20 protein-coding genes are annotated in these 22634 nt (G+C 60.7%); 6 read left to right on the top strand and 14 right to left on the bottom strand.

What is annotated here, in order from left to right; translation table 11 throughout:
- Positions 1-39: 39 nt before the first annotated feature.
- A complete protein-coding gene (locus ACP7BO_RS16365; RefSeq protein WP_397455462.1) occupies positions 40-552 on the bottom strand; it encodes a dihydrofolate reductase in 513 nt (170 codons plus the stop codon).
- A gap of 91 nt (positions 553-643) precedes the next feature.
- Between ACP7BO_RS16365 and ACP7BO_RS16360 the strand changes: the two genes are divergently transcribed.
- Together ACP7BO_RS16360 and ACP7BO_RS16355 are read left to right on the top strand one after the other, a co-directional pair.
- Positions 644-2023, top strand: coding sequence for a DUF2868 domain-containing protein (locus ACP7BO_RS16360; protein WP_426211473.1), 1380 nt, complete (start codon positions 644-646; stop codon positions 2021-2023).
- Complete coding sequence (locus ACP7BO_RS16355) at positions 2016-3380, top strand: GTPase/DUF3482 domain-containing protein (protein ID WP_426211471.1); 1365 nt, start codon at positions 2016-2018, stop codon at positions 3378-3380. Before ACP7BO_RS16360 ends, ACP7BO_RS16355 begins: the two co-directional genes overlap by 8 nt.
- Before the next feature lie 151 nt (positions 3381-3531).
- Here ACP7BO_RS16355 and ACP7BO_RS16350 read toward each other — a convergent pair whose 3' ends face one another.
- The 7 genes from ACP7BO_RS16350 to ACP7BO_RS16320 form a co-directional block, all read right to left on the bottom strand.
- A complete protein-coding gene (locus tag ACP7BO_RS16350) occupies positions 3532-4089 on the bottom strand; it encodes a phosphonate degradation HD-domain oxygenase (protein ID WP_426211469.1) in 558 nt (185 codons plus the stop codon).
- Entirely contained in the window at positions 4089-5219 is a 1131-nt protein-coding gene (locus ACP7BO_RS16345) for a TIGR03364 family FAD-dependent oxidoreductase (protein WP_426211467.1), read from the bottom strand. Before ACP7BO_RS16345 ends, ACP7BO_RS16350 begins: the two co-directional genes overlap by 1 nt.
- A 131-nt stretch (positions 5220-5350) precedes the next feature.
- Complete coding sequence (locus ACP7BO_RS16340; RefSeq protein WP_426211465.1) at positions 5351-6373, bottom strand: putative 2-aminoethylphosphonate ABC transporter substrate-binding protein; 1023 nt, start codon at positions 6371-6373, stop codon at positions 5351-5353.
- 47 nt (positions 6374-6420) lie between these two features.
- Positions 6421-8145: a putative 2-aminoethylphosphonate ABC transporter permease subunit gene (locus ACP7BO_RS16335; RefSeq protein ID WP_426211463.1), complete on the bottom strand. Its 1725-nt coding sequence runs from the start codon at positions 8143-8145 to the stop codon at positions 6421-6423.
- Between the two features lies 1 nt (position 8146).
- A complete protein-coding gene (locus ACP7BO_RS16330) occupies positions 8147-9223 on the bottom strand; it encodes a putative 2-aminoethylphosphonate ABC transporter ATP-binding protein (RefSeq protein ID WP_426211461.1) in 1077 nt (358 codons plus the stop codon).
- A 188-nt stretch (positions 9224-9411) separates the two neighbouring features.
- Complete coding sequence (locus tag ACP7BO_RS16325) at positions 9412-10275, bottom strand: LysR family transcriptional regulator (RefSeq protein WP_426211459.1); 864 nt, start codon at positions 10273-10275, stop codon at positions 9412-9414.
- Between the two features lie 16 nt (positions 10276-10291).
- Positions 10292-12601 (bottom strand): heavy metal translocating P-type ATPase, encoded by a 2310-nt coding sequence (locus tag ACP7BO_RS16320; protein WP_426211457.1) that lies wholly within the window; start codon positions 12599-12601, stop codon positions 10292-10294.
- Positions 12602-12687: 86 nt separating this feature from the next.
- Here ACP7BO_RS16320 and cadR point away from each other — a divergent pair, with 86 nt between their 5' ends.
- On the top strand, positions 12688-13137 hold the full coding sequence (gene cadR / locus ACP7BO_RS16315) for a Cd(II)/Pb(II)-responsive transcriptional regulator (protein ID WP_060696544.1): 450 nt from the start codon (positions 12688-12690) through the stop codon (positions 13135-13137).
- 93 nt (positions 13138-13230) lie between these two features.
- On the opposite strand, the gene ACP7BO_RS16310 is transcribed toward cadR, so the two are convergent.
- Positions 13231-14202: a thymidylate synthase gene (locus ACP7BO_RS16310; RefSeq protein ID WP_060696543.1), complete on the bottom strand. Its 972-nt coding sequence runs from the start codon at positions 14200-14202 to the stop codon at positions 13231-13233.
- Between the two features lie 53 nt (positions 14203-14255).
- Entirely contained in the window at positions 14256-15059 is an 804-nt protein-coding gene (lgt, locus tag ACP7BO_RS16305; RefSeq protein WP_060696542.1) for a prolipoprotein diacylglyceryl transferase, read from the bottom strand.
- 167 nt (positions 15060-15226) lie between these two features.
- On the opposite strand from lgt, the gene ACP7BO_RS16300 reads away from it, so the two are divergent.
- Positions 15227-15973 (top strand): NRDE family protein, encoded by a 747-nt coding sequence (locus ACP7BO_RS16300; RefSeq protein ID WP_060696541.1) that lies wholly within the window; start codon positions 15227-15229, stop codon positions 15971-15973.
- Positions 15974-16048: 75 nt separating this feature from the next.
- Here ACP7BO_RS16300 and ptsP read toward each other — a convergent pair whose 3' ends face one another.
- Together ptsP and ACP7BO_RS16290 are read right to left on the bottom strand one after the other, a co-directional pair.
- A complete protein-coding gene (gene ptsP, locus ACP7BO_RS16295; protein WP_060696540.1) occupies positions 16049-18328 on the bottom strand; it encodes a phosphoenolpyruvate--protein phosphotransferase in 2280 nt (759 codons plus the stop codon).
- 21 nt (positions 18329-18349) lie between these two features.
- On the bottom strand, positions 18350-18829 hold the full coding sequence (locus ACP7BO_RS16290) for an RNA pyrophosphohydrolase (RefSeq protein WP_019828104.1): 480 nt from the start codon (positions 18827-18829) through the stop codon (positions 18350-18352).
- Positions 18830-18972: 143 nt separating this feature from the next.
- Between ACP7BO_RS16290 and ACP7BO_RS16285 the strand changes: the two genes are divergently transcribed.
- Positions 18973-19629: an HAD family hydrolase gene (locus tag ACP7BO_RS16285; protein ID WP_060696539.1), complete on the top strand. Its 657-nt coding sequence runs from the start codon at positions 18973-18975 to the stop codon at positions 19627-19629.
- Between the two features lie 106 nt (positions 19630-19735).
- Here ACP7BO_RS16285 and ACP7BO_RS16280 read toward each other — a convergent pair whose 3' ends face one another.
- Both ACP7BO_RS16280 and ilvA read right to left on the bottom strand, forming a co-directional pair.
- Positions 19736-20164 (bottom strand): DUF2269 family protein, encoded by a 429-nt coding sequence (locus ACP7BO_RS16280; protein ID WP_073510943.1) that lies wholly within the window; start codon positions 20162-20164, stop codon positions 19736-19738.
- Between the two features lie 40 nt (positions 20165-20204).
- Positions 20205-21719 (bottom strand): threonine ammonia-lyase, biosynthetic, encoded by a 1515-nt coding sequence (ilvA, locus tag ACP7BO_RS16275; RefSeq protein ID WP_060696537.1) that lies wholly within the window; start codon positions 21717-21719, stop codon positions 20205-20207.
- Positions 21720-21926: 207 nt separating this feature from the next.
- On the opposite strand from ilvA, the gene rpiA reads away from it, so the two are divergent.
- Positions 21927-22598: a ribose-5-phosphate isomerase RpiA gene (rpiA, locus tag ACP7BO_RS16270; protein ID WP_003444561.1), complete on the top strand. Its 672-nt coding sequence runs from the start codon at positions 21927-21929 to the stop codon at positions 22596-22598.
- Positions 22599-22634: the final 36 nt, after the last annotated feature.

The raw sequence follows: 22634 nt of genomic DNA, 5'->3' as shown, positions 1-22634 counted from the left end.
TCGCGAGCAAGCTCGCTCCTACAGGGCAGGTGAGAACCCTCAGATTTTTTCCCACACCTCAAAGCTGAACGCCGGTTTGTCATCCGCCGCCGGGTGCGGCTCATTCGATACCAACTTCCATTGCGCCTGATCAAACTCAGGAAACCACGCATCGCCTTCCGGGCTCAGGCCCACCCGCGTCAAATACAGCCGGTCAGCATCCGCCAGCCCCTGGCTGTACAGTTGTGCGCCGCCGATCAGCATCACTTCGCTCACGCCCTGCTCCTGCGCCCACGCTTGAGCCCGCTCAACGGCGGCCTCCAGTGATGCAAAAACTTCGGCACCTTCAAGCTGCAGGCCGGTCTGACGACTGACCACCAGGTTCAAGCGGCCCGGCAACGGGCGGCCCAGGGAATCCCAGGTCTTGCGACCCATGATGATCGGCTTGCCCAGGGTGGTGGCCTTGAAATATTTGAAATCCGCCGGCAAATGCCACGGCATGCTGTTGTCGACGCCGATCACGCGGTTTTCACCAAGTGCCGCGATCAGGCTGAGGGGGAGTGATTTTTTCATGGGCGCGAGGATACCAGAGCCGCCCGCGCCAGCAGTACCCGGTCCGACGTAACAGCGGTTATGCTCTTGGCACACTTGAATGGAATGTCGCGTGACTCAACTTCCCCCCCTGCACCGCCTCTGGCTGACCGAAACCGTGCGCCTGCGCGAAGAACACGCGGGCCCTCTGGACGATCTGGAAGCCAGCCGCCGCGCCCGCACGGCTGGCGGTGACTTATCCACACGCTTGCAAAACCGTGCCCTGTGGCTGGCCGAACGCGATGGTTTGCTCGGCGCCATGCAGCATTGGCTGCAAGGCGCCCGGCTGGCGCTGCTGGTATTGGCCGTACTGGCCGTGATCAGTGGTGCCGGGCTTGCCTTTGCCGCCCTGGGCGACGGGCAAAACCCGGTCAATGTATTTTGGGCGCTGGGCAGTTTGCTCGGGCTCAATCTGATTTTGCTGCTGAGCTGGGCTCTGGGCCTGCTGTTTGCCGGTGAACACGGCGCCAGCCTGGGCCGGCTCTGGTTGTGGCTGAGCGAAAAATTCGCCCGCGACGCCAAGGCCGCACAACTGGCACCTGCGTTGTTGCTGTTGCTGCAACGCCACAAACTCAATCGCTGGGCACTCGGTTCGCTGGTCAATGGCCTGTGGCTGCTGGCAATGCTCAGCGCACTGCTGATGATGCTGCTGCTCATGGCCACCCGCCGGTATGGCTTTATCTGGGAAACCACCATTTTGAGCCCGGATGTGTTTGTTGCCGTCACCCGCAGTCTCGGCGCGCTGCCGGGCTGGCTGGGTTTCGGCGTGCCGACCGATGAGATGATTCGCGTCAGCACTGACACCCGCTACAACAGCGAATTGCTGCGTCAGGCCTGGGCGGTCTGGCTGGTGGGCATAGTGCTGTTTTACGGCGTGATACCGCGCCTGCTGCTGGCAGCATTCTGCCTGTGGCGCTGGAAACACGGGCGCAACGCCCTGCAACTGGACCTCAACCTGCCGGGCTACAGCCAGTTGCGCGAGCGCTTGATGCCCAGCAGCGAGCGTCTGGGCGTCAACGATCTGGCCCCCGAACACCTGCACAACGTGCAGGCCGGGCACTCCGACCTGCAAACCGATGGCGCGCTGATCGTCGCCATCGAGCTGGACGATCAACACCCCTGGCCGCCCAAACTGCCCGCCTCGGTCAAGGACGCAGGCATCCTCGACAGCCGCGAGTCCCGGCAACGGCTGCTGGAACAAATGACCCGCTTCCCGCCGGCCCGCCTGGCCATCGCCTGCGACCCGCGCCGATCCCCGGATCGCGGCAGCCTGGCACTGATTGGCGAACTGGCGCGCAGTGCCGCCCAGACCCGCATCTGGCTGCTGCAGGCGCCACCCGGCCAGGCACTGGACGCTGACCGGCTGAGCGACTGGCATAACGCATTGCAACAACTGGAGCTGCCGTTCGCCACCAGCGCCCCCTTGAACTGGCTGGAGACAGGCCATGACTAAGCCACTGACGCTGGCCGTGGTCGGCCACACCAATGTCGGCAAAACCTCGTTGCTGCGCACCCTGACCCGGGATGTCGGGTTTGGCGAGGTGTCCCATCGTCCCAGCACCACTCGCCATGTCGAAGGCGCGCGGCTGTCGGTGGACGGCGAGCCGCTGCTGGAGTTGTACGACACGCCCGGACTGGAAGACGCCATCGCCCTGCTCGACTACCTGGAGCGCCTCGACCGTCCCGGCGAACGCCTCGATGGTCCGGCACGGGTGGCGCGTTTTCTGGAAGGCAGCGAGGCGCGCCAGCGTTTTGAGCAGGAAGCCAAAGTGCTGCGCCAACTGCTGGCCTCGGACGCCGGTCTGTATGTCATCGACGCCCGCGAACCGGTGCTGGCCAAGTACCGCGACGAACTCAGCGTGCTGGCCAGTTGTGGCAAGCCGCTGCTGGCGGTGCTGAATTTTGTCAGCAGCCCGCAGCATCGCGAACCTGAATGGCGCGAAGCCCTGGCCCGCCTCGGCCTGCATGCACTGGTTCGATTTGACAGCGTGGCCCCGCCCGAAGACGGCGAGCGCAGACTGTACGAGAGCCTGGCGCTGCTGCTGGAGCATTCACGCGAGGCCTTGCAGCGCCTGATTACCGACCAGCAGGCACAACGCGAAGCACGCAAGCACAGTGCCTTGCGCCTGATCGCTGAACTGTTGATCGACTGTGCCGCCTGTCGCCGCAGCGTGGTCAGCGAAAAAGACGCCGAGCAACAGGCCATCAACGAATTGCGCCAGGCAGTCCGGCAACGGGAACAGCGCTGCGTTGAAGCCTTGCTCAAACTCTACGGATTTCGCGCAAGCGATGCCGCGGCCAGTGATTTGCCATTGCTGGACGGCCGCTGGGGCGATGACCTGTTCAACCCCGAAACCCTCAAGCAACTGGGGGTACGCGTGGGCAGCGGGATTGCCGCAGGCGCCGCTGCCGGTGCGGGAGTGGACTTGATGGTCGGCGGCCTGACGCTGGGCGCGGCAGCACTGGCCGGGGCCATAGCCGGCGGCGCCCTGCAAACCGCGCGCAGCTATGGCAGCCGCCTGCTGGGCAAACTCAAGGGCCAGCGCGAGCTGACCGTGGATGACAGCGTGCTGCGATTGCTGGCCTTGCGTCAGCGCCAATTGCTGCATGCCCTCAACGCTCGCGGGCATGCGGCGGTGGACAGCATCAAGGTTGCCACCCCGCAAGACAAAACCTGGCGCGAAGGCAAACTGCCAGAAGCGCTGAACAAAGCCCGGGCGCACCCGCAATGGTCATCGCTCAACCCGCACCCGAAACTGAGCCAGACCGAACGGCAAGAACAGATCGGACTACTGACTCAACAGATCTGACCACCCCCTGTAGGAGCAGCCGGTCGACGCTCGATTGCTCGCGAGCTCTTCATGACCGCGGTTAAAAGCTCGCGAGGCAAGCTCGCTCCTACAGGTCATGGGCAAAGGGGCAAAGAGTCAATAGGGCAAAAGGGCCAAAAGGGCCAAAAGGTCAGCTGGCCAGCAGCCGCACGGCCTTGTCCTTGAGGATTTGCAGGTCGATGACCGGCACGTGCATTTGCTTGGCTTGTTCATCCCAGACCCGCATGCGCAAGCTGAGCTGGCACAGCGGGTCTTGCTCGAAGGCATCGGCTTCTGACTCGCTCATCACCCCGCCCTGGTAGCCCAGGGTACGAATACTGGCTTCACTCAACAGGTCGTAATACCCGGGCTGGCGCAGAGTCAGGTAGCGTTTGGCCTGTACGTGGTATTCCACCAGCTTGGCCATCCGTTCGCTGAAGCCTGCTCGGCGCAAGTAATCAGCCCCGACCCGCTCATGACTGACGACCCCATAACCGTCCATGTTCTTCGCATCCTTGCCACAGAAATGCCCAATGTCGTGAAAGAACGCGGCAAGTACCACCTCATCGTCACAGCCCTCGCTGAGCGCAAGCTGCGCCGCCTGGGACATGTGTTCAATCTGCGATACCGGCTCGCCAATGTAATCATCGGTACCGTACTGGCGGTAAAGGCCAAAAACCTCATCCACCACTTGCTGCGCATCTGTCATCACAACGCCTCCAGCATTCGGGCAATATTGCCCTCGGCCATCGCCGGGCCCACGCTCATGCCCACCCCGGTTTGCATCAACGCGGCGCTCAGCCCGGGGGCCACTTGCAGCCAGGTAAAGGGTTTGGCCCCCCGGGCACCATAGACGCCCTGCCAGCGCTCAACCACCTGCACTTCACAGCCAAGGGTTTGTTCGCACAGTTGCAGCATCCAGTTGTCCACCTGCTCGCCATTGAATGGCGACGGATCACGGCCGTAATCGTGGGAATCACCGATGATCAGGTCCCCGTAAGGGGTCGGGCTGACCAGCAGATGAATCCCGTGCCGATCCAGATGCGGGCTGTCGCGCAGGATCTCGGCCTGCACCGCTGCCGCTTCCGGCAAGTCGGCAAAGGCGCCGTAATGCACACAGCTGAGGCCGGTCATCAGCGCATGTTGCAGCTGCAAATCAATTTTGGGCCGCACACGCAGCATTTGCAGACGGCAGATATGCGGATCGAGGCTGGCCAGCGGTTCAGCCAGCAAGGTCTGGTAGTCATGCCCCGAGCACACAATCACCTGCGCGCCTTTAAAACTGCCGGCAGTGGTATGGACGTAGCCCGGCTCGACTTCACTGACCAGGGTCGAGAAGTGGAACTCTACGCCCAGCTCGCGTTGCAGGTACCCGATCAACGCCGGGATCGCTTCGCGCGAGTACAACAGCTGCTGGTCATCCAGCCCGTGCAGTGCGGCGCGATGATGGCTGAACTGGCCGCCGTACAGCCGGTCCAGATCGGCGCCGCGCAGCAGCTCGGCGCGGTAGCCGAAATCGCGGGCCCGGCCTTGGCAAAAGGCATCCAGCAGGTGCTCTTCGGCTTCGGTACGGGCGAACAGGTACGAACCGTTTTGCTTGAGATCGAAACCTGCCTGCTGCGCCCAGCCAGCCCAGATCTCGCGGCTGGCGCGGGCCAGGTCCAGCATCTCTCCCGGCGGCTGGCCGGTCACCAGCGCCATGCCGAAGTTGCGTACGGAGGCGCCCAGCGGCGTGGCGCTGCGCTCAAAAACCTGGACCTTGAGCCCGCGCTTTGCGGCAGCAAAGGCATGGGACAGGCCCAGAATGCCGGCACCGACGATAAGGATTGTTCGAGTCATAAGCATGTCCTGATGCAGCGGGCTTCTGTAGGAGCAGTCGGTCGACGCTCGATTGCTCGCGCGCTGTTCGTTGCGGTCACGAAAAGCTCGCGAGGCAAGCTCGCTCCTACAAGTTGTGTGTGTTGAGAAAATTACTGCGCCACTTTCTCGGACTTGCCGTCATAGCGCTTGCGCCATTCGGCCAGGATGCTGTCGCGGTTCTGTGAAGCCCAGGCGAAGTCGTTCTTGATCAGGCGCTGCTCGTAGTCCGCTGGCAGTTCGGTCTGCGGCTTGGCGATGCCGGGTTGTGCGAGTACGGCGAAGTTCTCTTTATAAAGCTCCATCGCCGCCGGGCTTGCAGAGAAGTCGGCCAGCTTTTTCGCCGCCTCTTCATGGGGTGTGCCCTTGATCAGGGCGGTGGCTTCGATTTCCCAGCCCAGGCCTTCCTTGGGCAACACGATGTCCAGCGGTGCACCCTGGCGCTTGAGCTGCACAGCCGGGTATTCGAACGAAATACCGATCGGGAACTCGCCGGAAGCCGCGAGTTTGCAAGGTTTGGAGCCGGAATGGACGTACTGGCCGATGTTCTGGTGCAGTTCATCCATAAACTGCCAGCCCTGCTTCTCGCCGAAGGTTTGCAGCCAGGCACTCACATCCAGAAAACCGGTACCCGAGGACGCCGGGTTGGGCATCACGATCTTGCCTTTGTATTCAGGCTTGGTCAGGTCTTGCCAGCTCACCGGTTTGCTCAGCCCCTGCTTTTGCGCCTCGATGGTGTTGAAGCAAATGGTCGCGGCCCACACGTCCATCCCCACCCAGGCCGGCGGGTTGGCCGGGTCGCGGTAGTTGGCGCCGATCTTGGCCAGGTCCTGGGGCGCGTAGCTTTGCAGCATGCCTTGCTGGTCGAGAATCGCCAGGCTGGAGGCGGCCAGGCCCCACACTGCATCGGCTTGCGGGCGGGCTTTTTCAGCCAGCAACTTGGCAGTGATGATGCCGGTGGAGTCACGTACCCATTTGATCTCGACATCCGGGTTGGCCTTCTCGAAAGCCTGCTTGTAGGTTTTCAGTTGCTCGGCTTCAAGGGCCGTGTACACGGTCAACTCGGTTTTGGCAGCAAAGGCGTTGAAGCTAAAAGCCGTGAGGACAGCAGCGGCAAGGGCAAGCGGCTTGAACATGGTGCGGTTCCTTTTGGTTGTAGGGGGCAGGCTTTGATTGGCACGGGTCATTGCGCAGGTGCGCCCTGGCGCCAGGCCTGGGAGCGGCGCAGCAAGCCGCGTGAAGCCCAGGCCAGCAGCAGGGACACGCCCGCCGAAGTGAACAGAATCAGGGTCGACATGGCCGCCGCGCCGCCAACGTTGCCGGCATCGTCCATGTTCAGCACCGCCACCGCCGCGAGGATGGTGTCGGGGCTGTAGAGGAAGATCGCCGCCGACACCGTGGTCATGGCCGAGACGAACAGGTAGCGCACGATGTCGAGCAACGCGGGCAGGCAGATCGGCACGGTGACGCGCCAGTAGTGGCGATACAGCGGCGCCTTCAGTGATAGCGCGGCGGCTTCAAACTCACTGTCCAGTTGGCGCAAGGCAGTGGTCGCGGTCATTTGCGCGGTGGTCAAATAGTGAGCAATGGTGCACACCACCAGCAGCGTCATCGTCCCGTAGAGCACATGCAGCGGGTTGCCCGGCAGGTTGAAAAAGAACACGTAGCCCAGGCCCAGGACCAGACCCGGTACCGCCATCGGTACGAAGCTGAGCATGCGCAGTGCCAGATTCAGGCCTTTTTGGCCGTTGCTCTTTTCCATCAGGTACGCGCCGGTGAAGATCAGCACGCTGCCGATCAGTGCCGCGCACAACGCCATGGTCACGCTGTTGCGGTAGGCCAGCCAGCCACCGCCTGCCGTGTCGTTGAACTGGTAGTGATTGAGCGACAGCGACAAGTTGTACGGCCAGAACTTGACCAGTGACGAGTACACCGCCATGCCGAACACCAGTAACAAGGTGGCGCAAATCAGCAACACAATGGCCAGGTAACAGCGATCACGTACTGTCGAAGGCAGTGGTTTGAATACCTGGGCCCGCCCGCTCATCGAGTCGCCATGCTGGCGGCGCAGCCAGGCATCCACGGCGAAGCTGAACAGCGCGGGCAACAGCAGCACCATGCCGATCAAGGCACCGCGACCGAATTGTTGTTGTCCGACCACGGCCTTGTAGGCTTCCAGCGCCAGCACCTGGTAATCGCCCCCCACCACCACCGGTACGCCGAAGTCGGTGATAGTCAGGGTGAACACCAGGCAGAAGGCGGCGAACACCGCCTGGCGGGTGCCAGGCCAGGTGATACTGCGAAAGGCTTTGAAGGGCCCTGCCCCCATGCTCGATGCCGCGTCGAACAAGCGCGCATCGGCCAAGGACAGTGCTGAAAGCAAAATCATCAGGGCGTGGGGGAAGGTGTAAATCGCCTCGCCCAGCACGATGCCCCAGAAGCCATAGATGTTGTCGCAAATCAGCCCGCGCAACATGCCCTGATTACCAAACAGGTACACCAGTGCAATGCCCGGCAACATCGAAGGGGCCATCAGCGGCAGCAACGAAAGGCCGCGCCAGATGCGCTTGCCGGGGATCATGGTGCGTTGCAGTGCGTAGGCAAACAGGTAGGCCAGCGGTACCACAATCGCTGCCACACTGAGCGATACCTTGAGGCTGTTACCCACCAGCCAGTGAAAATTGTCGCTGGTCACCAGCTCCCGTGCCGCCACCCAGCCACCGCCCTGGCCATCCTCGGCGCTGAAGCCGCGCCAGAAGATCGCCAGCAATGGCATCAATACCGCCACACCCAGCAGCAGCAAGAGCAGCAGCTTGCCGCCGACCACGAAAATCCTGTCGCCGAGTTCTGCGCTGGAGGTTTTAGGGATCACTTTGCCGGGCACTGGCAGGGCCATTTCAGCGGCCATTTCAGGCAAACACCTGCAGGCTGCTTGGCGGCAAGGCGACAAAGATGTCCGGGGCGCCAAGGCGCGGCAGGTCCTGGCTGCCGACTTCAGCAGTCAGCGCATGGCCCGGCAAATGGTTGAGCTCAAAGCTCATGCGGCAGCGATTGCCCAGGAAGGTGATCTCGCGCACCCGCGCCGGGAACAGGTTCTCCTGGTGCAGCAGCGGATTGACGCTGATGGCTTCGGGGCGGCAGAACAGGCGGCCCGATGCGGCACGCCCGGCATCGTCCGCCAAACGCATGTTCATGCCGCCGACCCGGGCGTGGGTGGCGCTGTTGCGCTCGAAGGGCAGCCAGTTGCCTTGCCCGACGAACTCGGCCACAAACGGAGTGGCCGGCCTGTCGTAGATTTCCTGCGGGGTGGCGTATTGCTCAACCTTGCCGTTGTTCATCACGGCAATGCGGTCGGCCATCAGCATTGCTTCGTCCTGGTTGTGGGTCACCATCAGCGTGGTAATGCCCAGGCTGCGCTGCAATTGGCGCAGCTCGGTGCACAAATGCTCACGTACCCGGGCGTCGAGCGCCGACATGGGTTCATCGAGCAGCAACAGCGAAGGCGACGGTGCCAGGGCGCGGGCCAGGGCAACGCGCTGCTGCTGGCCGCCGGAGAGCTGGCCGGGGAATTTCTTTTCGCTGCCGGTCAGGCCCACCAGTTCCAGCATGGCCGCCACCCGCTTGCGCACCACGTCGCGACTGCTGCCGGCCAGGCCGTAGGCAATGTTGGCTTCGACTGTCAGATTGGGGAACAGCGCGTAGGACTGGAACAGAATTCCGTAGTCACGGGCTTGAGGTGCAAGGTCAGACACATCGCGATCACCCAGATACAACACACCGTTGTCCTGGCGTTCAAGCCCGGCGATGCAGCGCAGCAGGGTGGTCTTGCCGCACCCGGACGGCCCCAGCAGGCACACCAGCTCGCCAGCCGCGACCTCCAGCGATACATCATCCAGCGCATTGAAAGCGCCAAAGCGCTTGCTCACATTGCGCACCTTCATTGGCACGCCCGGTTGGGTCAAAGCGGTTGCGTTCGAGCTGTTCATGGATGCACCTCATCAAGCAGATGGGGCTCATCCTAGAGACGCAATGCGTACAGGATGTGGCAGTAAGGCAAATTCTGCCGATAGAGGTATTGGTGGTTTTTGGATGGGGTGACTGTAGGAGCGAGCTTGCTCGCGAGCTCCTGGAACGGCTCGCGAGCAAGCTCGCTCCTACAGGTTGGGGTATTCGCTCAGGCCGGGGCCATTTCCTGTGCCAGGCCCAAAAAGGCCGCAGGCAGGCGCGCGGACTTGCGCTCTTTGAGGCAGTACAGGTATTCAGCAATTTGCGGCGCACCTTCGAGGGTCAGCACCCGCAGTTGCGGATCGTGGGGCACTTCCTGGCGGGCGATGATGCTGATTCCGATGTTGCGCAACACCGCCTCGCGAATCGACTCCCGACTGCCGATTTCCAACAGTGGACCAAAGCCGACACCGGCGCCGGCAAGCAATTGCTCGGTGAGTCTGCGGGTAGTCGAACCCTGTTCGCGCATCAGCAGACAATGCCCGGCCAGCGCGCTGAGCGGCACGTGATCGAACTTGGCCAACGGGTGGTTGCGATGCACCGCCAGCACCAGCGGATCGGTCCCCAGCACCCGGCGAATCAGCCTCGGGTCATCCATCAGTTGCGAGGAGGCGGCGATATCCACCCGGTATTCGTCCAGCGCTTCGAGCACTTGCTGCGAATTGCCGATATCCACCGACACTTCAATTTGCGGCAGGCGCTCGCGAAAGGTTTTCACCAGATCGAGGATGTAATACGGGGCGGTGGCGGCGATGCGCAGGGTGCCGGTGCCATGACCGCTATTGCGCAAAAAGAATTCTATGTCGGCTTCTTGCTGGATCAGCGCCTTCACCATCGGCAGTAAACGCACGCCTTCATCGCTGAGGGTCAGGCGCCGACCGCCGCGGTAAAACAGCTCCACCGCGTACTGGCTTTCGAGCTGACGGATCTGCGTGGTCACGGTCGGCTGGCTAAGCCCGAGCTTTTTCGCTGCCTGAGTAATGCTGCCCAATTGGGCCACCCGGTAAAACGCTTTCAGCTCGGCACTCAGCACTGCGGCCTCTCTTGATCTATTTGCGCAGCAGGCGCAAACCGTTGAACACCACCAACAGGCTCACGCCCATGTCGGCAAACACGGCCATCCACATGGTGGCCATACCCAGGAAGGTTACCGCAAGGAAGATCCCTTTGATGACCAATGCCAGGGCAATGTTTTGTTTGAGGATGCTGGAGGTCTGACGTGACAGACGAATGAACGCCGGGATTTTGCGCAGATCGTCGTCCATCAGGGCGACATCGGCGGTTTCAATCGCGGTATCTGTACCGGCAGCCGCCATGGCAAAACCAATTTCGGCGCGGGCCAGTGCCGGTGCGTCGTTGATCCCGTCGCCGACCATGCCAACGTGATGGCCCTGGGCATACAGCGCTTCAATTGCCTTGAGCTTGTCGTCGGGCAACAAGTTGCCCTGGGCCTGATCAATCCCCACCTGGGCCGCAATGGCGCTGGCGGTATGCGGGTTGTCACCGGTCAGCATCAGGGTTTTGATCCCCAGCTCATGCAACTCGCGAATCGCTTCGCGACTGGACTCCTTGACCGTGTCGGCCACGGCGAACAAGGCCAGCGGACCGGAACTGTCGCAAAGCAAAATCACGGTTTTACCCTGCTTCTCGAGGGCAAAGAGCTTTTCTTCCAGTGCCGGTGAGCACAGGTTCAACTCCTCAACCAGACGATGGTTACCCAAGTGATAAACCTTGCCGTCGATTTCACCGCGAACACCACGTCCGGCCAGGGCGGTGAAGTTATCCACAGCCCGCAGCGTCAGGTTTTTATCCACAGCGGCATTGGCCACCGCCAGGGAAACCGGGTGATCGGAGCGGGTCGCCAGACTCGCGGCCAGCAACACCGCGCTCTCGGTCACCAGCGGGTCGAGTGGCAAGTAATCGGTTTGCACCGGCTTGCCGTGGGTGATGGTGCCGGTTTTATCCAGCGCCAGAAAATCCAGCTTGTGACCGCTTTCGAGGTACACCCCGCCCTTCACCAGAATCCCTTTGCGTGCCGCAGCGGCCAGACCGCTGACAATGGTCACGGGGGTCGAGATGACCAGCGCACACGGGCACGCCACCACCAGCAACACCAGGGCGCGATAGATCCAGTCAAACCATACGCCACCCATAAACAGTGGCGGAATCACAGCTACCGCCAACGCAAAGATGAACACCACCGGGGTGTAGATTTTGGCGAAGCTGTCGACAAAACGCTGGGTGGGAGCCCGGGCGCCCTGGGCTTGCTCTACCGCGTGGATGATCCGCGCCAGGGTCGAATTGCTGGCCGCAGCAGTGACCCGGTATTCCAGCGAGCCGGCCTGGTTGATGGTGCCGGCAAATATTTTGTCGCCGACGGTTTTCTCGATCGGCAGGCTTTCACCGGTGATCGGCGCCTGATCGATGGTCGAACTGCCCGCCACCACTTCGCCGTCCAGGCCGATGCGCTCGCCGGGGCGTACGCGCACGATGGCGCCCAGTTCGACGTCTTTAACCTCACGTTCCAGCCAGCTGCCATCAGCCTGTTGCACGGTGGCCTTGTCCGGCGCCATTTGCATCAGGCCGCCGATGGCGTTGCGCGCCCGGTCCAGGGATTTGGCTTCGATCAATTCGGCCACGGTAAACAGGAACATCACCATGGCAGCTTCTGGCCATTGGCCGATCAGCACGGCACCGGTCACGGCAATGCTCATCAGCGCGTTGATGTTCAGATTGAGGTTTTTCAGGGCAATCCAGCCCTTTTTGTAGGTGGTGAGGCCGCCGCTGAGGATCGACACCAAAGCCACCAGTGCAATCACCCAGGTCGGCGCGGCATCGGTAAAATGCAGCACTTCAGCCGCCAGTGCACCGACACCGGCCACGGCCAGCGGCCACCAGTGTTTCCTGGCAGGCGGGGTTACGGGGCCGGCCGCATCAGTGTCCGACTCCAGCGGGTCGGCCTGCATGCCCAGGGATTTGATGGCCGCGATGATGGGTTCAGTCGACGGCAAGTCGTGGGTCACACCCAACACCCGATTGATCAGGTTGAATTCCAGTTGCTGCACGCCCGCCAGCTTGCCCAGCTTGTTCTGGATCAGGGTTTGCTCGGTGGGGCAGTCCATGGCTTCGATACGAAAGCTGCTCAAGCGGGCGCCCGCCGTAGGGGCAGCGCTGAGCTTGATTACGCTCGGGGCCTCGGCTGCAGAGCAGCAGCTGTGCCCATGGCCGGCATGCTCATCTTTCTTGCCATGATCGTGATCGTGATCGTGATCGTGATCGTGATCGTGATCGTGATCGTGATCGTGATCGTGATCGTGGCCAGCATGGGGCTTGTGGTGGGTGTGAATGGAATCGCTCATCAGGTTGCGTCCGCAAAAGGTGCCTGTTGCCAAGTAAAGACCCTGTAGCCACTATAGGGTCAAGCACCCTTTCGGAGATAACCGTAATGAAAATTGGCGAACTGGCGAAATTGACCGACTGTCAGGTCGAAACCATCCGTTATTACGAACGTGAAGGGCTGCTGCCGGAGCCTGCGCGCAGTGAAGGCAACTACCGTCTGTACACCCAGGCCCATGTCGAGCGACTGACGTTCATCCGTAATTGCCGCAGCCTGGACATGACCCTGGAGGAAATCCGCAGCCTGCTCAATTTGCGCGACAGCCCCCAGGATCAATGTGAAAGCGTGAATGCGCTGATCGATGAACACATCCACCACGTCAAGGCGCGGATCGATAGCTTGCTGGCACTGCAGGCACAACTTCTGGACCTGCGCCAACGCTGTGGCGAAGGGCCGAACGCAGAGCATTGCGGGATTTTGCAGCAGTTGGAGGTCAGCGGCTCAGTCAGTGCGCCGCAAGGCGAACCGAGCCATGTGGGCAGAAGCCACGGGCATTGATACCACCGACAGCATCAAAACCTGTAGGAGCGAGCTTGCTCGCGAGCTTTGTAAGGATCGCGAGGCAAGCTCGCTCCTACAGGAGACAGGGAGTTACACCGCCATCGGGGCGGTCATGGGCGCATGGTGCTGGTAGCCTTCGAGGCTGAAGTCACCCGGTTCGATCAGGCCCAGCCATTCAGGCTGGTACACGCCAGTCTTGGCGAATTCCGGTACACGGTCCGAAATCACCAGTTTTGGCATTGGGAACGGCTCGCGGGTCAACTGTTCGTTGAGCATGTCCAGGTGGTTTTCATACACGTGGGCATCACCGATGAAGTAGGTGAACCAGCGCGGCGTGTAACCGGTCAGGCGACCGATCAGGCTCAACAGCGCAGCACCTTCGGTCAGGTTGAACGGCGTGCCCAGGCCCAGATCGTTGGAGCGGATGTAAAGGGTCAGGGAAATTTCCTTGGTCTCGACATTCGGGTGGAACTGGTACAGCAGATGGCACGGCGGCAGGGCCATTTCGTCGAGCTGGGCGCAGTTCCAGCCGTGGAACAGAATACGGCGGCTGCCCGGGTCGTTGATGATCGTGTCCACACACTGGCGAACCTGATCGATGGCTTTGTACAGCACCACGTAGGCCTGGCCGTCTTCTTCGCCGTCAGCAATCTGCCGATAACCCTGGCTCAACGACAGTTCGATTGCGGCCTGGTTGCTGCTCGCAATTTGCTTGTACGCCGGCCATTTGCGCCATTGCACGCCGTAGATTTCCCCCAGGTCGTCTTCACCCTGACGGAACGGGTTGGCCAGCCACTGGGCGTTTTCGTTGGCGTTCTGGTCCCACACTTTGCAGCCCAGGGCGCGGAAGTCTGCAGCGCTGTTTACCGGGCGCAGGAAACCGCACATCTCGCCAATCGCAGATTTGAACGCCATACGACGGGTGGTGATGGCCGGGAAGCCTTCCTTGAGGTCATAGCGCAGCATGGCGCCGGGCAGACTGATGGTCTTCACCCCGGTGCGGTTGGCTTGCAAGGTGCCATTTTTGATGACGTTGGCAACGAGATCGAGATATTGCTTCATGGTTTTCCTACCGTTTGAATGCAGGGCGGTGTGCGCCCTGCGATTCGAATTCATTACGCAGCTTTTTGAGCCGCTGGATCGCTGTGGTAAGCCCACCAGATCAGTAACAGACCGCCGAGGATCATCGGGATGCAGAGAATTTGCCCCATCGTCACCCAGCCGAACGCCAGATAGCCTAGCTGAGCGTCAGGCACGCGAACGAACTCGACGATAAAGCGGAAGATGCCGTAGAACAGGGCGAACATCCCGGAAACCGCCATCGTAGGACGAGGTTTGCGCGAGTACAGCCAAAGAATCAGGAACAGTGCCACACCTTCCAGCGCAAACTGATAAAGCTGCGACGGATGGCGCGCCAGTTGCTGAGGGTCGGTAGGAAAGATCATTGCCCACGGCACATCGCTGGCCTTACCCCACAACTCGGCATTGATGAAGTTGCCGATACGACCGGCGCCCAGGCCAATCGGCACCACCGGTGCAATGAAGTCCATGATCTGGAAAAACGACTTGCCGTTGCGTTTACCGAACCACCAGACGGCCAGCATCACGCCGATCAGCCCGCCGTGGAACGCCATGCCGCCTTTCCAGACCTCGAAAATCAGCAGCGGGTTGGCGATGTAAGCACTCAGGTCATAGAACAGTACATAGCCCAGTCGGCCGCCGACAATGACGCCCATGGCCACCCAGAACACCAGGTCAGAGAGTTTCTCCTTGGTCCAGGTCGGATCGAAGCGGTTCAGACGTCGCGACAGGATCAGCCAGGCTGCGCCTATGCCGATCAGGTACATCAAGCCGTACCAATGGATTTTCAGCGGACCAATGGCCAATGCCACCGGGTCAATCTGCGGGTAAGGCAGCATTGCGACTCCTTGTTAGATCAGGAAACTCAAACCGGCACAGGACAACAGCACCGCATACAAATTTGATCGGCATGGTAACGGAAGGGAGGCCTTAGGCTCTAGTGAATGGCGTGACAGGCTGAGGCAATCTATAAGTACAGTGATTAAAAAAACATTAAGGACTGCCCATGTGTCTGATTGTATTCGCCTGGCGCCCCGGCCACGCCCAGCCTCTGGTCGTAGCAGCCAACCGTGATGAGTTTTATGCGCGCCCCGCAAAGCCCCTGGCGCAGTGGGTCGATGCGCCTCAAGTGTTTGCCGGCCGCGATCTGGAGGCAGGTGGCACCTGGCTCGGGGTAGGTGCCAACGGGCGCTTTGCGGCGCTGACCAATATTCGTGAACCGCACAAGCCACCTTCGCGGCGCTCGCGCGGGGAGCTGGTATCTGACTTCCTGAGCGGTAACCAGTCAATTGGCGAGTATTTCGCTGACGTTGGCCGTCGTTCAGTGGAATATGCCGGGTTCAACCTGTTGCTGGGCACTGGCGATCAGCTCTGGCATTACAACTCCCGGGATGTGGCGCCGCAGTTACTCGAAGCCGGGATTTATGGCGTGTCGAATGCCGGGCTGGATACGCCGTGGCCCAAGTTGCTGAAGGCCAAGGCCGCCCTGGCCGAGATAATTAATGATCCTCAGCCGCAAGCACTGCTGGCGCTGCTCAATGACCGCCAGACGGCGCCGTTCAGTGATTTGCCTGATACCGGCGTAGGCCTGGCCACGGAGAGCTTGCTGTCGAGCGTGTTTATTTCCAGCCCCAGCTACGGCACCCGCGCCAGCACCGCACTGATTGTGAACGCAGACGGTTCGAGACTGATGGTAGAACACAGCTTTGGCCCGTTGGGTGGGCGCTTGGGAGAGGTAAAAATCCAGGGATGACCCAGATTCCACTATAGGAGCGAGCTTTTAACAGCTCGCGAGCAAGCTCGCTCCTACAGTCCTGCAGAAGGATGATCAATAAGGTTTGATTGCCGCCGGGTTCATCATGCGGGTCAGGCCCATGTTTTTCAGGGCCAGTTGCACGGTGCTGCGAATCACCTGCGGATTGTCGATGGTCATCACTTCTGCCAGCAGTTCCTTCGCACGGCTCAGGCTGACCTGGCGCAACATCCACTTCACTTTCGGCAAGTTGGTGGCGTTCATCGACAAACTGTCAAAACCCATGGCCATCAGCAAAATGGCAGCTGCCGGATCACCGGCCATCTCGCCACAGATACTTACTGGCTTGCCTTCGGCATGCGCATCGCGCACCACTGATTGCAGGGCCTGCAGCACCGCAGGGTGCAAGTAGTCATACAAGTCGGCGACCCGCGGATTGTTACGGTCCACAGCCAGCAGGTATTGGGTCAGGTCGTTGGAGCCCACCGACAGGAAGTCCACCTGGCGCGCCAGTTCCTTGGTCTGATACACCGCGGCCGGAATTTCGATCATGACCCCGATAGGCGGCATCGGCACATCAGTGCCTTCGTCACGCACTTCACCCCAGGCACGGTGCAGCAGGTGCAAGGCTTCTTCAAGCTCGTGGGTGCCGGAGATCATCGGCAGCAAAATACGCAGGTTGTTCAAGCCTTCGCTGGCCTTGAGCATGGCCCGGGCCTGAACCAGAAAGATTTCGGGGTGGTCGAGGGTGACGCGAATCCCGCGCCAGCCAAGGAACGGATTGTCTTCCTTGATCGGGAAGTACGACAGTGACTTGTCGCCGCCGATGTCCAGGCTGCGCATGGTCACCGGTTGCGGATGGAAGGCGGCGAGTTGCTCGCGATAAATCGCCAGCTGCTCCTTTTCGCTCGGAAAGCGCTGGTTGATCATGAACGGCACTTCAGTGCGGTACAGACCTACGCCTTCAGCGCCACGTTGCTGTGCACGGGCCACATCAGCCAGCAGGCCGGTGTTGACCCACAGTGGCATGCGATGCCCGTCAGGGGTGATGCACGGTAGCTCACGCAGGGCATCAAGGCCCTGAGACAGCTGACGTTCTTCTTCGACGACCTCGGCGTATTGCTTGCGCAGTACATCGCTGGGGTTGGTGTAGACCTCGCCGTGGTAGCCGTCGACGATCATCTGAATGCCGTCGACCCTGGAGTACGGCAGGTCAACCAGGCCCATTACCGTCGGAATGCCCATGGCCCGGGCCAGAATTGCCACGTGGGAGTTGCCCGAACCCAGTACCGACACCAGACCGGCAAGCTTGCCTTCGGGGACTTCACCGAGCATGGTCGCGGTCAGTTCTTCACTGACCAGGATGGTGTGGTCGGGGTAGACCATGGTTTGCTGGCGGTCATGTTGCAGGTAGGCCAGCAGGCGCCGCCCCAGGTCACGCACATCCGACGCCCGCTCGCGCAGGTAGTCGTCATCCATCAGTTCGAAACGGTTGACGTGATCAGTCACCACCTGACGCAGCGCGCCCTGGGCCCACTGACCGGTCTTGATCACATTTTTGACTTCGCTGCCCAGCGACGCATCGTCGAGCATCATCAGATACACGTCGAACAGAGCCTGCTCTTCGGGCCGCAATTGAGTGGCGAGTTTTTTCGAAACTGCGCGCATATCGTTGCGCACACCTTCGAGGGCTGTTTTGAACAGCGCAATTTCAGCCGGAATATCGGTAATGCTCTTGTCAGGCACCACGTCCAGATCAGCCGGGGGCAACATGACCACCGCCGTACCGACCGCCGCACCCGGAGAGCCCGGTACGCCGACAAACTTGGCTTCCTGGATGCCCTTGCCCTGACGCCCCAGGCCGCGGATCGAGCCCGTGGCTTCGGCGTGGGCAATAACGCCCGCCAGTTGCGCACTCATGGTCACGAGGAAGGCTTCTTCGCCCTCATCGAACTGGCGGCGTTCCTTTTGCTGGATGACCAAAACCCCGACCACTCGTCGGTGGTGGATGATCGGTGCTCCCAGGAAAGAGGCATAGCGCTCCTCACCGGTTTCAGCAAAGTAGCGATAACGAGGGTGATCGGCGGCGTTTTCGAGGTTCAGAGGTTCTTCACGGGTGCCCACCAGGCCGACCAGGCCTTCGTTGGGCGCCATGCTGACTTTGCCGATCGAGCGCTTGTTCAGGCCCTCGGTCGCCATCAGGACAAAACGATTGGTCTCTGGATCAAGCAAATAGACCGAGCAGACCTGACTGCCCATGGCCTCTTTGACGCGCAGCACAATAATCCCCAACGCCGCCTTGAGATCCTTGGCGGAGTTAACTTCCTGGACGATCTTGCGCAGCGTATTGAGCATGGCTCGGGGTCGAACTCCGTGTCAGGCGCGCGTTAAAAGGCGCGGGGCAAGCTCTTTGAGAGCGCGACGGTAAACCTCGCGCTTGAATGTCACCACCTGGCCCAACGGATACCAATAACTGACCCAGCGCCAGCCATCGAACTCCGGTTTACCGGTCAAATCCATCCGCACCCGTTGCTCGTTGGAAACCAGGCGCAGCAAAAACCACTTTTGCTTCTGACCGATACACAGCGGTTGGCTGTGGGTACGGACCAGGCGTTGCGGCAAACGATAACGCAACCAGCCTCGCGTGCAGGCGAGTATTTCTACATCTTCGCGTTCAAGGCCAACTTCTTCGTTCAACTCACGGTACAAGGCGTCTTCCGGCGTCTCATCAGGGTTGATACCGCCCTGCGGAAACTGCCACGCGTCTTGATTGATTCGGCGAGCCCAAAGTACCTGACCAGCATCATTTGTCAGAATAATCCCGACATTAGGGCGGAAACCATCGGGGTCGATCACGGCAACAACCTCGCAAACGCATGTCACCGCATTGTTCCACAAAGGTTGTGAAAGCAGCAACGCGCCTTCCTGCCTTATGTGCACTCTTATGAAAAGACCGTATTCTTGTAGCCTTTTAACAGACACTTCAGCGGGTAATTTCAATGCGACTGGCTTTATTCGACCTGGACAACACCCTCCTGGGCGGCGACAGCGATCACGCTTGGGGCGATTACTTGTGCCAGCGGGGCATTCTCGACGGCGATGCTTACAAGGCACGTAACGATGCCTTTTATCAGGATTACCTGGCCGGCAAACTCGACAACGCCGCCTACCTTAATTTCAGCATGGAAATCTTTGGCCGTCATGACATGGCTCAACTGGATCAATGGCACCGCGAATTCATGCGCGATTGCATCGAGCCGTTGATGTTGCCCAAGGCACACGCGCTGCTGGAAAAACACCGTGCAGCAGGCGACACGCTGGTCATTATCACGGCCACCAACCGCGTGGTAACGGCACCGATCGCCCAAAAGCTCGGCGTGGAACACCTGATTGCCACCGAGTGCGAAATCGTCGATGGCCGCTATACCGGTCGCAGCACCGACGTGCCGTGCTTCCGTGAAGGCAAGGTGACACGCCTGAACCGCTGGATCGAAGAAAATGGCTACAGCCTGGAAGACAGCTGGTTCTATAGCGACTCGATGAACGACTTGCCGCTGCTGGAGCAAGTGACCCACCCGGTGGCGGTTGATCCTGATCCGAACCTGCGTGCTGAAGCCGAAAAACGCGGCTGGCCAGTGATGACGCTGCGCGACTGAACCGACACCCAGCACCCACTGTAGGAGCGAGCTTGCTCGCGAGCTTTTCATCGCGACAACCGACAGCTCGCGAGCAAGCTCGCTCCTACAGATGCTCATAACAGGGTCAGACCGGCTTGGCGCCCATCAGCCCGGCAATGGCGATAAAGCAAACTGCACAAAAAATCGCCAGACCCAACGTGAACCCCGGATGTTTGGCCACTCGCCCCAATCGCAGGCGATTGAGGCGTACCAGCAACCACAACCAGCTCAAGCCACCCACCAGATACAAACTGCTGCCCGCCAGCAACCACAACTGGCTCAGCGGCCAGCCGGCCATATGCACCAGGAACCAGCCACTCACCGGCAGTGCCACCAGGCACACGGCCATTAACGCCCAGACAAAGGCCCAGGGCCGCCTTACGATGGCGCCGGACAGATCCTTGTCCCCCGCCCGCCAGCGACGAATCACCACCACCAGCAAAGCAATGGCGCTGACGAACAGCAGCAATGTGCAAACACCATGCAGCAGTTTTAACGCGGTGAACGTTTCCATTTGATTAATCCCTTGAGCCGTTCAATCAGCGTAGCGGCTATCAGCCAAGAAACAGCTGGTACGCCGGGTTATCGCTCTCATCCCAATACGGATAACCAATTTCAGCCAGCGCTGCCGGTACCAGATGACGCTCATCGGCAGGTACCTGCAGCCCGGCCATGACACGACCATCGGCCGCACCGTGGTTACGGTAATGGAACATCGAAATGTTCCAGCGTCCGCCCAGCTTGTGCAGGAAATTGAACAGCGCGCCCGGGCGCTCCGGAAACTCGAAACGGAACAGCAATTCATCACTGACCTTGGCCGCATGCCCGCCGACCATATGCCGGATATGCAGTTTGGCCAGTTCGTTCTCGGTCAGGTCGACCACCGGGAAGCCTTGCCCGATCAGACTGGCCAGCAGTGCACTGCGCGGGTCGTTTTCCGGATGGGTCTGCACACCGACAAAAATGTGCGCCTCGCTACCGGTGTGATAGCGATAGTTGAATTCGGTAATCTGACGCTTGCCGACAGCCTGGCAAAACGCCTCGAAACTGCCCGGCACTTCAGGAATGGTCACCGCGATGATGGCCTCGCGACCTTCGCCCAGCTCGGCCCGCTCGGCCACATGGCGCAGGCGGTCGAAGTTCACATTGGCCCCGGAGTCGATGGCAACCAGGGTCTGGCCGCGCACACCGCGCTGTTCCACATACTTCTTGATCCCTGCCACACCCAGGGCACCGGCAGGTTCGGTGATCGAGCGGGTATCGTCGAAGATGTCCTTGATCGCCGCACAAATTTCGTCGGTGCTGACGGTGATCACTTCGTCAACGTAGTCCTTGCAGATGTCGAAGGTGTGCTGGCCAATCTGGGCCACGGCCACGCCATCGGCAAAAATCCCGACCGCTGGCAGCACCACGCGCTCGCCGGCCGCCATCGCAGCTTGCAGGCAGTTGGAATCATCGGGCTCGACGCCAATGATTTTGATATCGGGGCGCAGGTATTTCACATACGCGGCAATCCCGGCGATCAGCCCGCCGCCGCCCACCGGTACAAAGATCGCATCCAGCGGTGCCGGGTGCTGGCGCAGAATTTCCATCGCCACGGTGCCCTGCCCGGCAATGGTGTGCGGGTCATCGTAGGGGTGAACGTAGACGTAGCCTTCCTTCTCAACCAATTGCAGCGAGTAGGCCAGGGCTTCCGGGAACGTATCGCCGTGCAGCACCACAATGCCGCCCCGTGAACGCACACCTTCGACCTTGATCTCGGGAGTGGTTTTGGGCATGACGATGGTGGCCTTGACCCCCAGCACCTTGGCTGCCAGGGCCAGACCCTGTGCATGATTGCCCGCCGACGCGGTGACTACGCCACAGGCACGCTCGGCGTCACTCAAGTGCATGAGCTTGTTGTAAGCGCCGCGAATCTTGAACGAGTACACCGGCTGCAAATCTTCGCGCTTGAGCAAAATATGGTTGCCCAACCGCTCGGAGAGCTGGTTGGCAGCTTGCAAGGGGGTTTCTACGGCAACGTCATAAACGCGCGAGGTGAGGATTTTCTTAACGTACTGTTCGAGCATCGGAAAGCTTCACTGGGCGGGTTGGCAGGGACCAAGGAGTCTACCCCAGCGTTTACGCAACCGACCACACGAAAGGGAAGGTTTATTAGGGCCATCTCAATCGACGGCAAGCCAGCGCCCACCTATTGCCATCACACCCGCCACACAACCGGGCGCTTGCCTCTATAATGCGGGCCCTTCTGTTCCCCTTCCCGCCCGGAGCCCCCCATGACCCAGGACCAACTCAAACAGGCCGTAGCCCAGGCTGCCGTCGACTTCATCCTTCCAAAGCTGGATGACAAGAGCGTCGTCGGGGTCGGCACCGGCTCCACGGCCAACTGCTTTATCGATGCCCTGGCCCTGCACAAGGGTGCCTTCGACGGCGCCGTGGCCAGTTCCGAAGCCACTGCCGCGCGCCTCAAGGGCCACGGTATTCCGGTATACGAGCTGAACACCGTTAGCGACCTTGAGTTCTATGTCGATGGCGCTGATGAAAGCGACGAAAACCTGAACCTGATCAAAGGCGGCGGCGCAGCCCTGACCCGCGAGAAGATCGTGGCCGCCGTGGCTAAAACTTTTATCTGCATTGCCGACGGCAGCAAGCTGGTACCGGTGCTGGGCGCGTTCCCGCTACCTGTTGAAGTGATCCCGATGGCCCGCAGCCATGTAGCCCGCGAACTGGTCAAGCTGGGCGGCGACCCGGTTTACCGCGAAGGCGTGGTGACGGACAACGGCAATATCATCATCGACGTGTTCAACATGCAGATCACCAACCCGGTAGAGCTGGAGCGTCAGATCAACGCCATCGTCGGCGTCGTGACCAACGGCCTGTTTGCAGCCCGCCCGGCTGACCTGCTGTTGCTGGGTACCGCTGAAGGCGTGAAAACCCTGACCCGCTAACCCGAACCTGTAGGAGCGAGCTTGCTCGCGAGCTTT

The sequence above is a fragment of the Pseudomonas sp. TWR2-1-1 genome (assembly GCF_049897045.1).
GTDB lineage: Bacteria > Pseudomonadota > Gammaproteobacteria > Pseudomonadales > Pseudomonadaceae > Aquipseudomonas > Aquipseudomonas versuta.
This window is presented reverse-complemented; position numbering and strand designations above follow the sequence as displayed.

Bases quoted from the DNA above. Each gene is read 5' to 3' on its own strand.
- ACP7BO_RS16365 (WP_397455462.1), bottom strand. From the start codon at position 552: ATGAAAAAATCACTCCCCCTCAGCCTGATCGCGGCACTTGGTGAAAAC.
- ACP7BO_RS16355 (WP_426211471.1), top strand. From the start codon at position 2,016: ATGACTAAGCCACTGACGCTGGCCGTGGTCGGCCACACCAATGTCGGC.
- ACP7BO_RS16350 (WP_426211469.1), bottom strand. From the start codon at position 4,089: ATGACAGATGCGCAGCAAGTGGTGGATGAGGTTTTTGGCCTTTACCGC.
- ACP7BO_RS16345 (WP_426211467.1), bottom strand. From the start codon at position 5,219: ATGACTCGAACAATCCTTATCGTCGGTGCCGGCATTCTGGGCCTGTCC.
- ACP7BO_RS16340 (WP_426211465.1), bottom strand. From the start codon at position 6,373: ATGTTCAAGCCGCTTGCCCTTGCCGCTGCTGTCCTCACGGCTTTTAGC.
- ACP7BO_RS16335 (WP_426211463.1), bottom strand. From the start codon at position 8,145: ATGGCCGCTGAAATGGCCCTGCCAGTGCCCGGCAAAGTGATCCCTAAA.
- ACP7BO_RS16330 (WP_426211461.1), bottom strand. From the start codon at position 9,223: ATGAACAGCTCGAACGCAACCGCTTTGACCCAACCGGGCGTGCCAATG.
- ACP7BO_RS16320 (WP_426211457.1), bottom strand. From the start codon at position 12,601: ATGAGCGATTCCATTCACACCCACCACAAGCCCCATGCTGGCCACGAT.
- cadR (WP_060696544.1), top strand. From the start codon at position 12,688: ATGAAAATTGGCGAACTGGCGAAATTGACCGACTGTCAGGTCGAAACC.
- ACP7BO_RS16310 (WP_060696543.1), bottom strand. From the start codon at position 14,202: ATGAAGCAATATCTCGATCTCGTTGCCAACGTCATCAAAAATGGCACC.
- lgt (WP_060696542.1), bottom strand. From the start codon at position 15,059: ATGCTGCCTTACCCGCAGATTGACCCGGTGGCATTGGCCATTGGTCCG.
- ACP7BO_RS16300 (WP_060696541.1), top strand. From the start codon at position 15,227: ATGTGTCTGATTGTATTCGCCTGGCGCCCCGGCCACGCCCAGCCTCTG.
- ptsP (WP_060696540.1), bottom strand. From the start codon at position 18,328: ATGCTCAATACGCTGCGCAAGATCGTCCAGGAAGTTAACTCCGCCAAG.
- ACP7BO_RS16285 (WP_060696539.1), top strand. From the start codon at position 18,973: ATGCGACTGGCTTTATTCGACCTGGACAACACCCTCCTGGGCGGCGAC.
- ACP7BO_RS16280 (WP_073510943.1), bottom strand. From the start codon at position 20,164: ATGGAAACGTTCACCGCGTTAAAACTGCTGCATGGTGTTTGCACATTG.
- ilvA (WP_060696537.1), bottom strand. From the start codon at position 21,719: ATGCTCGAACAGTACGTTAAGAAAATCCTCACCTCGCGCGTTTATGAC.
- rpiA (WP_003444561.1), top strand. From the start codon at position 21,927: ATGACCCAGGACCAACTCAAACAGGCCGTAGCCCAGGCTGCCGTCGAC.